Origin of the sequence: Actinoplanes sp. CA-142083, from assembly GCF_050942195.1 — a bacterium.
In the GTDB taxonomy this organism is placed as follows: domain Bacteria; phylum Actinomycetota; class Actinomycetes; order Mycobacteriales; family Micromonosporaceae; genus Actinoplanes.
Window position 1 is genome coordinate 7008294 of sequence record NZ_CP192076.1, and the last position, 16076, is coordinate 7024369.

Annotated in this window: 12 protein-coding genes; 4 read left to right on the forward strand and 8 right to left on the reverse strand. The window is 74.3% G+C overall.

Annotation, left to right across the window (positions count from 1 at the left end):
- The first annotated feature begins 78 nt into the window (after positions 1–78).
- Complete coding sequence (locus ACQPZX_RS32275) at positions 79–3168, forward strand: BTAD domain-containing putative transcriptional regulator (RefSeq protein WP_433363510.1); 3090 nt, start codon at positions 79–81, stop codon at positions 3166–3168.
- Here ACQPZX_RS32275 and ACQPZX_RS32280 read toward each other — a convergent pair.
- The 8 genes from ACQPZX_RS32280 to ACQPZX_RS32315 are packed head-to-tail and all read right to left on the reverse strand — an operon-like array spanning position 3152 to position 11744.
- Positions 3152–3913: an ABC transporter permease gene (locus ACQPZX_RS32280; RefSeq protein WP_433363513.1), complete on the reverse strand. Its 762-nt coding sequence runs from the start codon at positions 3911–3913 to the stop codon at positions 3152–3154. The genes ACQPZX_RS32275 and ACQPZX_RS32280 overlap by 17 nt on opposite strands.
- Entirely contained in the window at positions 3910–4842 is a 933-nt protein-coding gene (locus ACQPZX_RS32285) for an ATP-binding cassette domain-containing protein (RefSeq protein WP_433363516.1), read from the reverse strand. The genes ACQPZX_RS32280 and ACQPZX_RS32285 overlap by 4 nt, the downstream gene beginning before the upstream one ends.
- A gap of 59 nt (positions 4843–4901) precedes the next feature.
- Positions 4902–5633, reverse strand: coding sequence for a cellulose binding domain-containing protein (locus tag ACQPZX_RS32290; protein WP_433363519.1), 732 nt, complete (start codon positions 5631–5633; stop codon positions 4902–4904).
- A 17-nt stretch (positions 5634–5650) separates the two neighbouring features.
- Complete coding sequence (locus tag ACQPZX_RS32295; protein WP_433363522.1) at positions 5651–6019, reverse strand: DUF742 domain-containing protein; 369 nt, start codon at positions 6017–6019, stop codon at positions 5651–5653.
- Positions 6016–6447 (reverse strand): roadblock/LC7 domain-containing protein, encoded by a 432-nt coding sequence (locus tag ACQPZX_RS32300; RefSeq protein WP_433363524.1) that lies wholly within the window; start codon positions 6445–6447, stop codon positions 6016–6018. The genes ACQPZX_RS32295 and ACQPZX_RS32300 overlap by 4 nt, the downstream gene beginning before the upstream one ends.
- On the reverse strand, positions 6444–8183 hold the full coding sequence (locus ACQPZX_RS32305) for a sensor histidine kinase (protein ID WP_433363527.1): 1740 nt from the start codon (positions 8181–8183) through the stop codon (positions 6444–6446). Before ACQPZX_RS32305 ends, ACQPZX_RS32300 begins: the two co-directional genes overlap by 4 nt.
- 40 nt (positions 8184–8223) lie before the next feature.
- A complete protein-coding gene (locus ACQPZX_RS32310; RefSeq protein ID WP_433363530.1) occupies positions 8224–10767 on the reverse strand; it encodes a LuxR C-terminal-related transcriptional regulator in 2544 nt (847 codons plus the stop codon).
- Positions 10764–11744, reverse strand: a complete 981-nt coding sequence (locus ACQPZX_RS32315; protein ID WP_433363533.1) for a hypothetical protein — start codon at positions 11742–11744, stop codon at positions 10764–10766. The genes ACQPZX_RS32310 and ACQPZX_RS32315 overlap by 4 nt, the downstream gene beginning before the upstream one ends.
- A 217-nt stretch (positions 11745–11961) precedes the next feature.
- On the opposite strand from ACQPZX_RS32315, the gene ACQPZX_RS32320 reads away from it, so the two are divergent.
- The 3 genes from ACQPZX_RS32320 to ACQPZX_RS32330 are packed head-to-tail and all read left to right on the forward strand — an operon-like array spanning position 11962 to position 16050.
- Entirely contained in the window at positions 11962–12804 is an 843-nt protein-coding gene (locus ACQPZX_RS32320) for an IniB N-terminal domain-containing protein (RefSeq protein ID WP_433363536.1), read from the forward strand.
- A gap of 31 nt (positions 12805–12835) precedes the next feature.
- The gene (locus ACQPZX_RS32325) at positions 12836–14728 is read left to right on the forward strand and encodes a dynamin family protein (RefSeq protein ID WP_433363539.1); all 1893 of its coding nucleotides are present in this window, start codon (positions 12836–12838) and stop codon (positions 14726–14728) included.
- Positions 14725–16050, forward strand: a complete 1326-nt coding sequence (locus ACQPZX_RS32330) for a hypothetical protein (RefSeq protein ID WP_433363541.1) — start codon at positions 14725–14727, stop codon at positions 16048–16050. Before ACQPZX_RS32325 ends, ACQPZX_RS32330 begins: the two co-directional genes overlap by 4 nt.
- Positions 16051–16076: the final 26 nt, after the last annotated feature.

The following is a 16076-nucleotide window of genomic DNA, read 5'->3' on the forward strand; positions in this document are numbered from 1 at the left end:
CCGGGCAGGGTAGTGATCCAGGTTGTGAATCCGGTGTGAGGTACGGGAGTGAATCCGGCCACGTGGCAAAATCGCTGCGTGCGGATCGGGGTGCTTGGATCGTTCGAGGTGCGGACGGACGCCGGCGCCCTCGCCGACGTTCCGGGGGCCCGGCTGCGCGCGCTGCTGATCGCCCTCGCCCTCGAGCCCGGCCGGGTGGTTCCCAAGGCGGCGCTGGTCGACTGGATCTGGGGCGAGCACCCGCCCGCCGACGCGACGAACGCCCTGCACCGGCTGGTCTCGCGGCTGCGCAAGGCGCTGCCGGAGGGCTCGGTCGAGGGCCTGACCGACGGTTACCGGCTGACCGTGCAGCCCGAGGCCGTCGACGCCGTGCGGTTCGAGCGGCTCGTCGCGGCGGGCCGTCCCCGCGACGCGCTGGCGCTCTGGCGGGGCGCCGCCATGCAGGACGTCGGCCTGCAGGACAGCCTGGCCTTCGACGCGGCGGTGGCCCGCCTCGAAGGGCTGCGGCTGAGCGCGCTGGAGGATCGGTTCGAGGCCGAGGCGGGCCCCGGCGACATCGGCGAGCTGACCGATCTGGTGGGTGCTCATCCCGTACGGGAAAAGCTTGTTGCGTCTTTGATGCGTGCGCTCGTGGCAGCCGGCCGTGGCAGTGAGGCCCTGCAGTTGTTTCAGCGCACCCGGGAAGCGCTGGCCGAGGAGTTGGGCGCCGATCCCTCGCCGGAGCTGTCCGCCCTGCACGTCGCCCTGCTGCGCGGCGAGGGTGGCCGGCCCGGGCGCCGGAGCAACCTGCGCGCCGAGCTGACGAGTTTCGTCGGCAAGGACTCCGACCTGGCCGCGGTCCGCGCGCTCGTCGCCGAGCACCGGCTCACCACGCTGATCGGGCCGGGCGGCTCGGGCAAGACCCGGCTGGCCACCGAAACCGCGCGCACCATGCTCGACGAGCTGCCGGACGGCGCCTGGCTGGTGGAGCTCGCCCCGATCGGCACCGAGAGCGACGTGGCGCAGGCGGCGCTGGCCGGGCTCGGGCTGCGGGACGCGCTGCTCGGCCCGGCCCCGAGCGCCGACCTGACCGAGCGGTTCGTCGCCGCCGTGCGCGACCGGGACGCGCTGCTGGTCCTCGACAACTGCGAGCATGTGATCGATCACGCCGCGGTCTTCGCCCACCGGGTGCTCGGCGAGTGCCGGCGGCTGCGGATCCTGGCGACCAGCCGGGAGCCGCTGGGCATCACCGGCGAGGCGGTGTGGCAGGTCGAGCCGCTGGAGCTGCCGGCCGACGACGCCGACCCGGGCGAGATCAAGTCCTCGCCGGCCGTCCGGCTGCTGCGTGACCGGGCGAGCGCGGTGCGCAAGGACCTGACGGTCGACGTGCACACGCTGGCGACGATGGCGCGCGTCTGCCGGGCGCTGGACGGGATGCCGCTGGCGATCGAGCTGGCCGCGGCCCGGTTGCGCACGATGTCGCTCGACCAGCTCGCGCACCGGCTCGACGACCGGTTCCGCCTGCTGACCGGCGGCAGCCGGACGGCGCTGCCCCGGCACCGGACGCTGCGGGCGGTGGTCGACTGGAGCTGGGAGCTGCTCAGCGACCCCGAACGCAAGGTCCTGCGCCGGCTGGCCGTGTTCGCGGGCGGCGCGAGCCTGGAGGCGGCCGAGCAGGTGTGCTCCGGCGCCGGGGTCGAGCCCGACGACGTGCTCGAGCTGCTCACCTCGCTGGCCGAGAAGTCGCTGGTCGTCGCCCTGGACACCGGCACTCCGCGCTACCGGCTGCTCGGCACCGTCAAGGAGTACGCCGGGCACCGCCTCGGCGAGGCATGGGAGAGCGACCCGGTCACCCGGGCCCACCTTGCCTATTTCACCGAGCTGGCCGAGACCGCCGAGCCGCATCTGCGCCGGGCCGAGCAGTTGGAGTGGCTCGCCACCCTGGAACGCGAGCACGACAACATCGTCGCGGCCATGCGCGGCGCGCTCGCGGCCGGCGAGGCACACGCGGCCATGCGGCTCGCGGCGGGCGCCGGCTGGTACTGGTGGCTCGGCGGCCACAAGGCCGAGGGCGCCGAGCTGATCCTCGCCGCCACCGAGATACCGGGCGAGGTGCCCGACGACATCCGGGCGACCGTGTACGGGCTGATCACGATGTTCCTGAACTCCGGACGCGGCGGCGAGCAGCAGGTGGCGGAGTGGATCCACAAGGCGTACCGGGCGAGCCTGAGCGGCCGGCGGAACCACCCGGCAATGGGGCTGGTCGCGCCGCTGGAACGCATGCTGCGGGCCCCGGGCGAGGCCCTCACCGCGTTCGAGCCGCTGCTGGACGACGAGGATCCGTGGGTGCGCGCGCTCGCCCGGCTGCAACTCGGCAAGATGCGCATCCAGCTCGGCCACGGCGGCCGGGACGCGGACGCCTATCTCGAGGCGGCGCTCGCCGAGTTCCGCGCCCTCGGCGAGCGGTTCGGGATCTCGTTCGCGCTGACCGAGCTGGCCGACCGTATCGCCACGCGCGGCGAGTACGGTGCCGCCTGCGAGTACTACGAGCAGGCGCTCGCGGTCGTCGTCGAGGTCGGCGCCACCGAGGACGTCATCCGGACGCGGGCCCGGCAGGCGCGGCTGTACTGGCTGGCCGGCGACCGGGCCGCGAGCGCCGCCGCCATCGCCGACGCGGAGCGGTACGCGGTGCGCGTCAACTGGCCGGACGCGCTGGCCGAGCTGGCCTTCTCCAAGGCCGACCTGGCGCGCTGGTCCGGCGACCCGGCGGAGGCCCGCCGGCAGATCGGCCTGGCGACCGCCATGCTGGGCGCCGAGGCGGACGAGGCGTACATCAGCGCCGCTGTGCACGACCTGCTCGGCTACGTCGCCGACGATCTCGGCGAGGCGCACAAGCACCGCCTGGCGGCGTATCGGGCGGCCGCCGAGGCGGGCCACGCGCACCTGACCGCGGCGGTTCTCATCGGGGTCGCCGACCTGGCGATGCGCCGCGACGACCCGGAGCAGGCGGCCCGGATGCTCGGGGCGAGCGTCGCCGTGCGCGGGCTCGAGGACCGTTCCCACGTGGATCGGGAACGGATCGAGCGGGAGGCACGAAACCGCCTCGGCGACACGGGGTTCGCCGAGGCGGTCGCTCAGGGGGCGCAGGCCGACTGGCGTCAGCTGACCGAGGTCACGCTCGCTTCTTGAAGGTGGCGGTCGCCCACAGGTAGCCGACCACCAGGAACCCGGCGCACCAGGCGAGCGCCTGGATCAGGTCGCTCGTCTGCAGCGAGCCGAAAAGCAGCCCGCGGAACGTCTCGATGATCGGCGTGAACGGCTGGTACTCGGCGAACTGCCGGGCGCCCGGGCCCATCTTGTCGGCCGGCACGATCGCGGTGCTCAGGAACGGCAGCATGATCAGCGGGACGGTGGCCAGGCCGGCCGTCTCCACGCTCTTCGCGGACAGGCCGAGCGCGACCGTGAGCCAGCCGATCGAGAAGCCGACCAGCAGGACCATGCCGACAACGCCGAGCCAGTCGACGAGGCTCGCGGTGGGCCGGAAGCCCAGCGCGTACCCCGTCCCGACGATGGCCGCGACCGCGAGGAGGTTGTTGACCAGGCTGCCGATGACCTGGCCGGAGAGCACCGCGCCGCGGGAGACGTCCATGACCTTGAACCGGTTGATGATGCCCTTGGTCATGTCGTCGTTCGCGGCCGTCGCGGTGGCGCCGAGCCCGTAGCAGATGGCCAGCACGATCATGCCCGGCGTCGCGTAGTCGACGTAATCGACGCCCACACTGAACGCGTCACCCAGCAAATACACGAACATGAGCATGATGACGACCGGGAACAGGACCGCGCTGAACATCGTGGTCGGGTTCCGGAGGGTGTGCTTGAAGTTGCGGCGCAGCATGATCGCCGAGTCGCCCAGCGGGGATGCGGTGGTGCTCATTCGGCCGATACCTCCGTGCTGTGTCCGGTCAGGGCAAGGAAGACGTCGTCGAGGTCGGGCGTGTGCACCGACAGCTCCTCGGCGTCGAGGGAGTGCTCGTCGAGCCGGTCCAGCAGGGACCGCAGCGACTTGGTCCCGCCGTCGCTGGGGACCTGGAGGGTCAGCGCCTCGTCGTCGCGGGTGGCCTCGGCGAGGACCCGCGCGGCCGCGTCGAGCTCGGCGGCGCCGGCGAACCGGAGCAGCACGTGGCTGCCGGGGATCTGCCGCTTGAGCTCGGCGGAGGTGCCCTGGGCGACCAGCCGGCCCTGGTCGAGCACCGCGATCCGGTCGGCGAGCTGGTCGGCCTCCTCGAGGTACTGGGTGGTCAGGAGGATGGTCACGCCGCCGGCCACCAGCTCGCGGATGATCTCCCACATCGTGCGGCGGCTGCGCGGGTCCAGCCCGGTCGTCGGCTCGTCGAGGAAGATGATCCTCGGGTTGCCGACCAGCGTCATCGCCAGGTCGAGCTTGCGGCGCATGCCGCCGGAGTACGTGGCGGCCATCTTGCCCGCCGAGCCGGCCAGGTCGAACCGTTCCAGCAGCTCGGTGACGACCCGCCGGCGCGAGCCCACCCGGTGCAGGTCCGCCATCATCTGAAGGTTCTCCTGCCCGGTGAGCAGCTCGTCCACCGCGGCGAACTGGCCGGTGACGCCGATCGTCGCGCGCACCGCCTTGGCGTCCTTGCCGACGTCGTGGCCGGCGACCCGCACCGTCCCGGCGTCCGCGCCGATGAGGGTGGTCAACACGTTGACCGTCGTCGTCTTGCCCGCCCCGTTGGGGCCGAGCAGGGAGAAGATGGTGCCCTCCTGGACATCGAAGTCGATGCCGTCGAGCACGACCTTGTCCCCGAAAGCCTTTCGCAGCCCGGAAACCTCAATCGCTGAACTCATGCGACCACGATCGGCGGGCGCCCTGTCACGGCCCTGTCATGGCTCTGACACGGCTGCCCTTATCGAGTAAGGCCGGAACAGACCTCGTCGTTGACGCGGCAGTCGGTGGGCTGCGCGTCGACCAGCGTGGCGCCGCGGACCTCGAAGGAGATCACGGCGGACGTGCCGGCGGCGATCTGCCGGGTGGCGTCGTCGGGCGTGAAGGTCCAGACCGCGCCGTCGCGCTCGACGGTAGCACCGTCGACGGCCGCGACCTGCAGAGTCGTGCGGGGCAGGGTGATGGTCAGCCGCCAGTCGGCCGACGGGCTCGGGCCCTCGGCGGCCAGGGTGACCGTGGCCTGGTAGCCGAGCAGGCCGCTGCCATTGGCCGCGGCGTAGGCGGCCGTCAGGTGGCTGCCCGCGCTGGTCACGGGGTTGGCGGCCGAGGGTTTTGCCACTGGACCGGAAGTCACTGGCGTGGCGGAGGCCGACTCCGAAGCGGCGGCCGAGACTCGATGGGTCGGAGTGGTCGCGGTGGCGGGCGCGGCGAGGCTGGTGACCGGCGGCGGCGGCGCGGGCGCGGCCTTCCCCGGCGGGGTCAGATCGGTGAGGCCGCCCGGCGCGCGCATCAGCGCCCCGACCAGGATCGTGGTGCCGCCGGCCACGACGAGCACGCCGGCGGCCAGCCAGATCAGGCCGGCCCGGCGGCGCCCGGGCAGATTGCCCGTCTGCACGGCCGTGACCAGGCCGAGAAAAGCGTCCAGCAGCACCACCGACGGCGAGCGCCGGGGTTGCGGGGGCGAGTCGTTCATCGTACGGACCTCCGCCGTCACAGGGCGTTCAAGCCGCTGAGCACCTGCTCGAGCAGGCTCATGGACGGGCGCTCGGCGGCGTTGCGGGAGCGGGGAACGGCGACCAGGCCGGCCTCGCGCAGGTCGCCGAGGATGACCCGGACCGGGCCGAGGGGCAGGCCGAGCCGGGCGGCGATCTCGGAGACCGACACCGGGCGCTCGGTGAGGTCCACGATGGTCGTCTCGGCGAGCGACAGGTCGTGGCCGGGCTCCGAGCCGGGCACCCGCTGCACGATCGTGCTGAGCGTGAAATCGCCGGCCGGCGCCTCGGCACGGCCCCCGGTGATCGCGTACAGGCGGACGAGGGGGCCGGCCTCGTCGTCGTACCAGATGTCGTCGTTGATCATGAGATCGGCAGCAGCAGGTCGGGTTCGGTGGGCCGCATGTCGACCGAGGAGAGCCGCAGCCCGAGCCGGTTGGCGAAGGTGGCGATCCGCTCGCGCGTCCCCGACAGGTCGGTGACCGCGTCGAACACCACCGCGAGCAGCAGCTCCCCGGTCACCGGGACGATCACCAGCATGCGGTAGTCCATCTCGACCACCGACTGGTCGACCCGGCGGCCGCCGTTGTTGCGGTTGGCCGCGTCGGCGATGGCGTGCAGGCCGGCCGCGACCGCCGACAGCTGGGTCGCCTTGTCCGGCCGGGTGCCGGAGGAAATCGCCAGCTCGAGCCCGTCCGCGGACAGCAGGACCACACCCTCGGTGCCGGGCAGCTGGCCGTGCAACTGGTCGAGGAGGGGACCCGCACCCGTCGCACCGATGATCCAGTCGTTCACTGCGCCTCCGCCTCGCTCGCTGCGCCATGGCCCACGTTGGAAAGATCTACGGATGTGGCGTCCACATCGCTCAGTCGCGCGCGCATCCGGTCCACTCGGTTGATGGGCGGGCCGCCCGGCCGGGGCTCGTCGGGGCCCGGGTGGGTCACCAGGCCGGCCGGCAGGGCCACCTCGGCGACCAGGCCGCCGGCCGGGCCGCGCATCAGCCGCACGTCGACGGCGTGCCGGGCGGCGAACCGGCCCACGACGTAGAAGCCCTGCCAGACCCCGCCGCCGGGCGGGCGCGGGTCGTCCATCACCTCGCGGGCGCGGTCCAGGTCGAGGTCGCTCATGCCCGGTCCGGCGTCGGAGATGGTCACCGTGTAGCCACCGTCCGCCCAGCGGCCGCCGGTGCGCACCCGGGTCTCGGCCGGCGAGTAGCTGACCGCGTTGTCGATCAGCTCGGCCAGCAGGTGGGTGATCTCGAGGACCGCGTCTCCGGCCAGCGCGGCCGGCTCGATCTGCGAGGTGGAGACGCGTACGTAGTCGTCGACCTCGGCGGCGGCGCCGCGCACCACCTCGCCCAGCGGCATGGGCCGCCGCCACTGGCGGCCCGGGGCCCCGCCGGCCAGGGTGATCGCCTTCTCGGTGTTGCGGCGCACCCGGGTGGCGAGGTGGTCGGCGCGGTAGAGCTGGCCGAGCATCTCCTCGTCGGACTGGCGGCGCTCGAGGCCGTCGAGCAGGCGCAGCAGGCGGTGCACCAGCCGCTGGCTGCGCCGGTGCAGGTCGAGCAGAAGCTCCTGGACACGGGGATCGGCTATCTCCTGCGTCACCGCGTCGACCGGCGCCGGCGCGGGCCGGAACCGGCGGGCGAGGGCGACGACGCCGAGCAGGGCCACGAGGCCGACTCCCGCGACGAGACCGGCGTAGACGGTCGCGCCGATCGCGGCCGGGGTGGCGTCCTCGACCGCCGCGCGGGCGGCGCTCGTCTCGGCGGCGCGCAGGGCGGCGTTGACCGGGTCGGCCGCAGCCGCCCATTCCGCCGGGGTGACCGCGGCGCCCTTGCCGAGAATCAGCCGGCTCTCGACCGCGGCCAGCCGCTGGTCATCGATCCCGGCCGGGCCTTGGCCACTGTTCCCGGCCCCGGCCGGCGCTTCGCCGCCGTCCCCAGCTCCGGACAGCCCGGCTTGGCGCTCGCCGGCCAGCTCGCCGACCCGGATCCGGTCGGCCTCCCCGGCGCCGGCCGTCGTGGCGAGCGCGGTGCGGAGCATCGCGTCCTCCTCGGACAGCGCCTCCCGCGCCCGGCCGAGCGGTCCCGCTGGCAGCCAGGGCAGGCCGAGGCCGTCCCGGATGGCGGAGCCATAGGCGGCGAGCACCGCGGCGCCCTTCATCTGGCCGTGGTCCACCTGGGAGCGGACGACGCCGAGCGTGTCCAGACTCGCCACCAGCTCGCTAGCCGACTCCGTATAGGCCCACTTGCCGTCGAGCGACCGCAGATCGTCGCCGGCCCGGTCGGTGCGCTCCCGGGCCGCGGCCAGCGCCGAAGCGTCGCCGCCCGCGAGGCGAGCCACCGACAGCCGGCGCTCGTCTTGCAGCGCCACAACCACGGTGTCCACCGCCCGCCCGAGCCGGTCGGCGGTGTTGCGCTCCCGCACCCGGTCGGCCGCGCCGAGCACGGCCGGCACAGCGGCGGCCAGCCACAGGGCGACCAGGAGGAGCAGCCCGGCGCCCAGCCGGGGATCGATAGGCCGCTTCACGCCAGAACTCCGTTCGCTCGGTCGACCGCATGAATACGGATCACGCCATCGCTCCGTTCGGTCGATCGGCCGGTTGCTCCGGCAGCAGCTCCCGCAGCCGGGCCAGCAGCTCGCGGCGGTCGGTGCAGCCGAGGCGCTGGCGGATGCGGGCCACGTGGTGCTCGACCGTCTTGGCCGAGAGGTAGAGCTGCTCGGCCACCTGCTTGTACGTCAGCCCGGCGACCACCAGCGCGGCCACCTGCTGCTCCCGCTCGCTGAGCAGCGGCTCGGCCGACGGCGTCTCCGTCTCGCGCGGCTCGGCGGCCGGCCCGCCCAGCAGCCGCGCGCAGTCGAGCAGCCAGGTCATCGCCTTGCGGTCGCCGGTGCGGATCGCGGCCTGGCCCGCCAGCCGGGCGCCGTCCCAGGCGAGGCCGGTTGCGGCGAGTCCGCGGGCGGCGGCCTCGATCCGTTCCGGATCGATCCGGTCGGTGATCACCGCAAGCCATCCAGTTGCGGCCAAGGCCAAAGCTTCCGCGTACGGGCGGCGCCCGGCGTTCTCGGCGAGGGCGGTGGCGTGCCGCTCGGCCTCCTCCGGACGCTCGGCCAGGATGGCGGCGTGCAGCCGGCTCCAGTGCAGCGGAACGCTCCACAGCGGCGGGTCTCCCAGGCGAGCCAGCAGCCGGTCGGCCTCGGCCAGTTGGGCGGCGACCCGATCCTGCTCGCCGAGCCGGGCCGCGGCCACGGTCAGCTCGCCGAGCGGCAGCAGCGTGAAGAGGTCGACGGGCTGACTGATCAGCACCTGACAGGCATCCGGCCAGACGGCGCGCAGCCCGACCGGGTCACTGTCGCGCCGGGCCAGCCCCACCCGCAGCGCGGTGGCGAACAGCAGGTCACGACCCAGCAGGGCCGGGGGGCCCGCGTCGCGCGCGCGACCCCGTGCGGCTTGCGCGCCGCCCGGATCGCCGGGCAGAGCCGGGGCGTCCACGCCGCGCGTGCGGCCCCGTGCGGCTTGCGCGCCGCCCGGATCGCCGGGCAGGGCCGGGGCGTCCACGCCGGTCCGCGCCTCGGCGAGGAGGCGGGCGGCCGTCCCGAGGTGGCCGCGCAGCATGCGGGACCAGGCTTGCAGCAGCAGGTGACGCGCGGCCAGCGGCGGCCCGCCCATGGTGGAGCGGATCGCGCGGTCGAGGGTGGCCTCGGCCGTGTCCAGGTCGGCGTCGTGCAGGGCGACGATCGCGGCCAGCGCGGCGGGGCTGTCCGGCAGCAGGCCGGCCCCGGCCGGTTCGAGCAGCGTCGACGCCTGGACCAGCGTGGACAGCGCGGCGGCGGGCGTGCCGGTGACCGACTCCCGGACGCCGCGCGCCATCAGCGCGGCGGACGCCTGCAGCAGCGTCGGCGGGCCGTCGTCGCCGGCGTCGAGGCGGGCGAGCACCTCGTCGGCCTCCTCGGGACGACCAGCGCCGGTCAGCGCCGCGGCGCGGAGGCTGGCAGCTGTGCCCGGGCCGGCCCAGCGCAGCAGCTCGGCGGAGCTTTCGAGGCGGCCGCGGTGGGCCATCGCGACGGCGGAGACGTACGCGGATTCGGCGCGCTGGGCGGGCGATCCGCCGGTGACCGACCGGTCGGTCAAGGCCCGGTCGGCGAGCCGGGCGGCCAGGTCGAGGTCTCCGGCGAGGGCCGTGGCCATGGCGTGCCGGGCGGCCGCGGGCCGGCCGGCCTCGGCGGCGGCCGCGAAGAGCCGGGCGGCCAGCGCCGGGTCGTCGCCGAGTGCCTCCTCCCCAGCGGCCTCGAATGCATGGCCCAGCTCGGGCCGAGCGCCGTCGCCGCCCTCGGGCAGCAGGTGGCGCACAAGCGGGAGGACCGGTCCGCCGCGCGCGAGCTGGAGGCCGGCGAGCCGCTGCCGCACGTCGATCCGCTCGGCGATCGGCGCCAGCGCGGCCAGCGCGTGCCGGGCGAGCGGAATCATCGTGCCGTCCGCACCGAGCATCCCGGTGGCTTGTCCGGCCGCGACGAGTTCGGCAACATCCCGCGGCTCCCGGCCGAGCAGCTTGGCGATGAGGTCGAACGACAGTCCCGCCCCGGCCTCGGCCGCCAGCAACAGCGTGCGCAGCCCTGCGTCCAGCTCATCGATCTCGGGTGCGAACGGCGCGAGCGCCGTCGCCGGCACCCGGCCCGGAACCGCCGAGGCGGGGAGCGCCGCCGCCAGCCGGGCGACGTAGCGCGGCACGCCGCCGCTGAGTGCGGCCACATATTCGGCGAGCGGGAAGCCGGCCAACTCGCCGATTTCCGCGGTGGTCAGGGCGGGCAGCACGATCGGGGCTCGCCGGCGGCGCAGGACCTCGGTGAGCGGGACCAGCGCCGGCGGGCGGGGCCACGGGCGGTAGGCCACCACGATCCGCGCGTCGGGGCGTTCGGCCAGCTCGCGCAGCTCTTGCAGGCGGGCGTCGCCGAGCCGGTGGGCGTCGTCGACGAGCACAGCCTGGTCGCCGTAGAGCTGCTCCAACTCGGCCAGCAGCATGCTCTTGCCGAAGCCGCCGGGGGCGCAGATGGCGGCTCGCAGCGGCGCGGCCGGGTCGGCCCGCACCTCGGCCAGCAGCTCGGCGGCGCTCATTTGCCGCCTACCTTCGGGGCACTGACCTGGATCGGCGGGCGCGGGGGCATCTCGCCGGGGCCGAGCTCCGAGACGCCGAGCCGGCTGTCGGTGATGGGCAGCAGCTCGGTCGGCAGGACAAGGACGTCGGCCAGCGGCGACGAGGCCTGCTCGGCAAGAGGGAAGGCCACCGGCGAGGCAAGAGGGATAGCCACCGGCGAGCGGAGCGCCAGCGCCGTTCCACGGGCGACGGTCAGCCACGGGTGGTCCTCCCGGATCACCGGCGCCGTCAGCGCCTCGGCCAGCGACGGGACGACCAGCGGGTGGGCGGCGCCGCCCCCAGCCACCAGCACGGCGGCCAGGTCGTCGAGCCCGGCCCGGCAGGCGCGCGCGGTCCGGCGTACGAGATCGAGGATCGCGGCCAGGACGGCGCGCGCCTCGCCCTCGGCCAGGTCGTCGCCGCCGAACTCGTCCACAATGGCGCTTCCGAGGACTTCGAGGCGCCCCGGCCCGTACGGGATGAGGAGCGTGACCTCGACGGAAGCGCGACCGATGCGGCAGACGGCGACCGGTCGGCCGGAGGCCACCGGGCGGCCCGCGGCGAGATGGCCCTCGACCACCGCGCAGGCCCTGCTGACCAGCACCACATTGCTCATCCCGGCGTCGTCGAAGGCGGCCCGCAGCAGGCCCACCCGGCCGGGACCCCACGTGCTGGGGTAGGCCACCGCGATGCCCTCGGGACCGGAGCCCTCGCGGGCCCAGACCTGGTCGCCGGCCGCGCGGGCCTGCTCGACCACCAGCGCCTGCGGGGTGATGAGGAGGTTGTCGTGGTAGACCGGCACGTAGTCGCCGCACCGCCGGAACAGGCCCGGCACGGCCGGTGGCGAGTCGGTGGCGACCGGTGACGGTGGCCCCCAACCGGCCGGTCCGGGTGCACGGCGGCAGATCGCGGCCCAGGTGGCGGCGGATCCGACGTCGAGGCCTAGCAGGTACGACAAGGGGAAGCTCCTCAATATCCGATCTCGGGACCCCATGTTCGTACCAGATCGGGCATCGGGGGTCTTCCCCCAAATTTCGTGGCGACCAATCCCCTAACCCCCTAACCCCGACGCACCCTATCCCCTGCCGGCAGAGGGGGACGAACCCCGATGCCCGGCGCGTCCCCGGCTCCTAGCTTGGTGGCACACCCACGACCCCGTGAGGAGATCGTTTTCAATGGATTCGTCCCCGACGTTGCAGGATTTCGTCCTCAACCTGATCTATGACCCGGGCGCCCGGTCGGCGTTCGAGCTGGACCCGCACGGCACGCTCGAGGCGGCCGGTCTCGGCGACATCACCGCCGCCGACGTGCAGGACGTGCTGCCGCTGGTGCTGGACTACGCGCCGCTGAGCAACGTGCCGGCGCAGGCCGGACTGGCCCAGGTCGACGAGGTGACCACGGGCGTGGCGCACCTCGACGTGGCCGGCGCGGTCGCCCACCTGCAGTCGATCACCGCGCAGGTCGGCGGCAGCACCTACTCGCACGCGGCCGACCTGAACGTCGCGGCGGCCACCACCGTCACCGCCGACCACCTGCTCTCCACGGTGGACGTGACCGGCGGGCTCGGCCTCATCCACGACCCGGCGGCCGGCCTGGACGCGACGGTCGTCACGACGGTCGACCACACCACGGCCGACGTGGCCTACAGCGCCGAGAGCGTCGTCTCGCACGCGGCGGTCACCGGCACCCTGGACGCCACGGTCAACACGGCGACCGGCGTGACCGGCGGCCTTGACGTCGCCGGGGTCCACGAGGCAACCTCTTCGCTTGCCGGGAGCCTCACCGGAGACCTCGGCGGGACCATCTCCGGGACGGTCGGCGGCGTGGACCACACGGTCGGGGGGCTTCTCCCCGACGGCACCGTGGACGGCGTTCTCGGCGACGCGACCGGCGTCATCGACCACCACGTCTCGGGCGTGACCGGGCTGGTCGACGGCCTGACCCACCCGACGCCGCCGGCGCCCGAGCCGGTCGAGCCGGACGCGGGTCACGGCCTGCTCGGCGGCCTTCACTTCTGATCCGGGACGAGCAGGGGAGCAGGACGTAACGATGGAAAGCTGGGAGACCGGACCCACGGCCTATGCGGGTCCGGCCTCCCCCGTCCGGCCGGGCCGGACGGAACTCAGCGCCCTGTCACCCCTGTGGCTCGACGTCCTCGACGCGACGATCCGCACCTGCACCGAGCACGGCCGGCCCGATCTGGCCGGCCAGTTGTGGCAGCGCCGGACCCAGCTGCTCGACCCGAGCCTGCGGGTGCTCGTGGTCGGGCGGGAACGGCAGGGCAAGAGCCAGCTTATCAACGCCCTGATCAATGCCCCGGTCTGCGTGACCGGCGACGACCGGGGCACCGCCGTGCCGACGGTGATCCGGCACGCCGCGCAGCCGACCGCCCAGCTGATCCGCGGCGACGAGGCCGGCGCCGGCCCGCACGACCGCCTCGCGCTGGCCGCCGACCGGCCGGCCGAGGCGCTCGCCGAGACCCTCGCGGGCATGACGTCGATCGAGCGGCTGCACGCCGAGGTGGGCCTGCCCCGCGAGCTGCTCGCCGCCGGGCTCGCGCTGATCGACACGCCGCCGCTGCCGTGGGAGGAGGGCGCCGCGCTCGGCCGGGTCCGCGAGCTGGCCGACACCGGCCGGGCCGACGTGCTGCTGTTCGCCTGTGAGGCCGGCCGGGAGCTGACCGGCGCCGAGCTCGCCGTCCTGGCCGAGCTGTCGGCGCTGCGGCCCGGGCTGGTCGTGGCGTTCACCAAGACCGACTACGCGCCGGACTGGCGGCGCGACGTCGAGGCCAACCGGATGCGGCTGGTGCAGGCGGGCGTCCCGGCCACGGTGGTGCCGACCTCGGCGGCGCTGCGCGCGCACGCCGCCCGGACCGGCGACGGCGCGCTGAACGGCGAATCTGGCTTCCCGCAGCTCGTCACGCTGCTGCGCACACTGATCGTGGCCAAGCCGGACCGGCTGTCCCGGGCCGCGGTCGGGCTGATCGGCCGGGCGGTCACCGACGAGCTGGCCGTGCCGCTGCGTGAGAGCGTGGCGGCGCAGCGGGCCGCGACCGCCCGGTCGGACGCCGCGACCCGCCTGCACGAGGCCCAGCGGCGGATGGACGGCCTGCGCAAATGCACGACCCGCTGGCAGAGCCGGCTGGCCGACGAGGTCGGCGACCTGATGTCCGACATCGAGCACGACCTGCGCGAGCGCACCCGGGCCGTGATCGCCCGCTCCGACGAGATCTTCACCGAGTCCGACCCGCTGCGCGTCTGGGACGAGTTCGAGCCGTGGCTGCGCGACGCCCTCGTGGAGACGGCGCAGACCAGCCTCGGCTGGCTGAGCGAGCGGGCGGCGTGGCTGGCGCGGTCGGTGGCCGCCGAGTTCCCGCCCGAGCTGGGCCAGGTGCTGCCGTCCTGGGTGCCCGCGGTGCCCGGCGACCTGCCGAACAGGGTGACCGATCTGGACAGCCCGCCGGTCGAGCGGTTCACGCTCAGTCAGAAGGTGTTCACCGGACTGCGCGGCTCCTACGGCGGCGTGCTGATGTTCGGGCTGGCCACCAGCCTCACCGGCATGTCGCTGATCAACCCGATCTCGCTGAGCGGCGGCGCCCTGTTCGGCGGCAAGAGCATCCGCGAGGAGGGCCGCTCGCTGCTCAAGCGCCGTCAGGCGACGGCTCGCGCCGCCGTCCAGCGGCACGTCGACGAGATCTACATCGGCATGGCCAAGGACGCCAAGGATTCCGTACGCCGGATCCAGCGCGCCCTGCGCGACCATTTCACGGCCGTCACCGAGGATCTGCAGGACGCCATCGTCGAGTCGCTGCGCACCGCGAAAGCGGACGCCGACCAGGAGGCCTCGGCCCGCGAGACCCGGGCGCGCCGCGTCGAGCAGGAGCTGATCCGCCTGGCCGGCCTGCAGCGGCAGTCCCTGGCCCTGCTGCAAGCCCCGGCATGAGCGACGACGACCTCGAGCGGCGGGCGCGCGACCTGCTCGACCGGGCCGCCCTGGCTTTCCGGGGGCACGCCCGGGCCGAGAAATGGTTGCGCCACCATCGCGTACGTCTCGACGAGCCGCTCCGCGTGGCCATCACCGGCGGGCCGCAGGCGGGCAAGTCCACCTTGGTCAACGCCCTGATCGGCGAGGAGGTGGCGCCGGTACGGGCCGGCGGCGCCCCGGTCTGGTTCCACGACGGGACCCAGCCGCTCGCCCGGATTCCGCCGGGTCACGTGGTGCCCCTGGAACGTTCCAAGCCCGGGCACGCCGTGGCTGTGCCGGAATCCGGCGTGCGGTCGGTCGTCGTCGAGTGGCCGTGCCGGGCGCTGCGCCACACCCGCCTGCTGGAGACCGCGAGCGACGACGTGTACTCCGAGGCCGACGCGGTTCTGCATCTCGTGCGCCACCTCGGCGAGCCGCCGTCTTTGCCGGTCGGGGGTGCTCTGCCCGTACACGTCATGGTGTTGCTCTCGCGCGCCGACGAGCTTGCCGGCGGCAAGCCGGATGCTTTGCTCAACGCCAAGCGGATCGCCCGCCGCAGGCGAAAGGACCCGCGGGTGGGCGCGCTCTGTCAGGACGTGCTGGCGATTTCCGGGCGGATCGCGCACGCCGGGCGGACGCTTCGCGAGGACGAGTACGGTGCGATCGCCGCGATCGCCGGAATGCCGCGCGCCGAAGCCGACGCGCATCTGCTGTCAGTGGACCGTTTCGCTTCGCTCCCGGCTTCGGCGGGGCTCCTGGACCGGCTGGGTCTCGGTGGGGTGCGGCTGGCGGTGACGCTGACCCGCACCGGCGCCCGGACGCGGGCCGCGCTGGGTGAGCAGTTGGTGCGGCAGAGCGGGCTGACCGAGTTGCAGGCGTCGATCAGCGACCTGTTCACCGGGCGGCGCGGGGCGCTCAAGGCCCGCAGCGCGCTGATGGGCCTCTCGCATCTGCTGCGGGCCGAGGCGCAGCCGGCGTTGAGTGCCGAGCTGGAGAAGGTCGTCGCCGGGGCGCATTCGTTCCGCGAGTTGCGGCTGCTGGCGGCGCTACGGACCGGGCGGGTGACGCTGCCGGCCGAGCTGGCGGTGGAGGCGCGGCGGCTGGTCGGAGCCGAGGGCGGCGCGCATTGCGAGCGGCTCGGCGTGGATCCGCGGACTCCGCCTTCGGTGCTGTGGCCGGCCGCGGAATCGGCGGCGGCTCGCTGGCATTCGCTGACCACCGACGCCGCCACGGCCGGCGGGCGGCGAGCGGCCGAGATCGTGCTGCGCAGCTGCACCGCCATCCTCGACGACCTGGGCTGAACGGCGTGCCGGCCCTCCCGGGAGGG

Excerpts from the sequence above, each read along its gene's own strand:
- ACQPZX_RS32280 (WP_433363513.1), bottom strand. The coding sequence starts at position 3,913 with ATGAGCACCACCGCATCCCCGCTGGGCGACTCGGCGATCATGCTGCGC.
- ACQPZX_RS32295 (WP_433363522.1), bottom strand. The coding sequence starts at position 6,019 with ATGATCAACGACGACATCTGGTACGACGACGAGGCCGGCCCCCTCGTC.
- ACQPZX_RS32290 (WP_433363519.1), bottom strand. The coding sequence starts at position 5,633 with ATGAACGACTCGCCCCCGCAACCCCGGCGCTCGCCGTCGGTGGTGCTG.
- ACQPZX_RS32310 (WP_433363530.1), bottom strand. The coding sequence starts at position 10,767 with ATGAGCGCCGCCGAGCTGCTGGCCGAGGTGCGGGCCGACCCGGCCGCG.
- ACQPZX_RS32325 (WP_433363539.1), top strand. The coding sequence starts at position 12,836 with ATGGAAAGCTGGGAGACCGGACCCACGGCCTATGCGGGTCCGGCCTCC.
- ACQPZX_RS32320 (WP_433363536.1), top strand. The coding sequence starts at position 11,962 with ATGGATTCGTCCCCGACGTTGCAGGATTTCGTCCTCAACCTGATCTAT.
- ACQPZX_RS32285 (WP_433363516.1), bottom strand. The coding sequence starts at position 4,842 with ATGAGTTCAGCGATTGAGGTTTCCGGGCTGCGAAAGGCTTTCGGGGAC.
- ACQPZX_RS32330 (WP_433363541.1), top strand. The coding sequence starts at position 14,725 with ATGAGCGACGACGACCTCGAGCGGCGGGCGCGCGACCTGCTCGACCGG.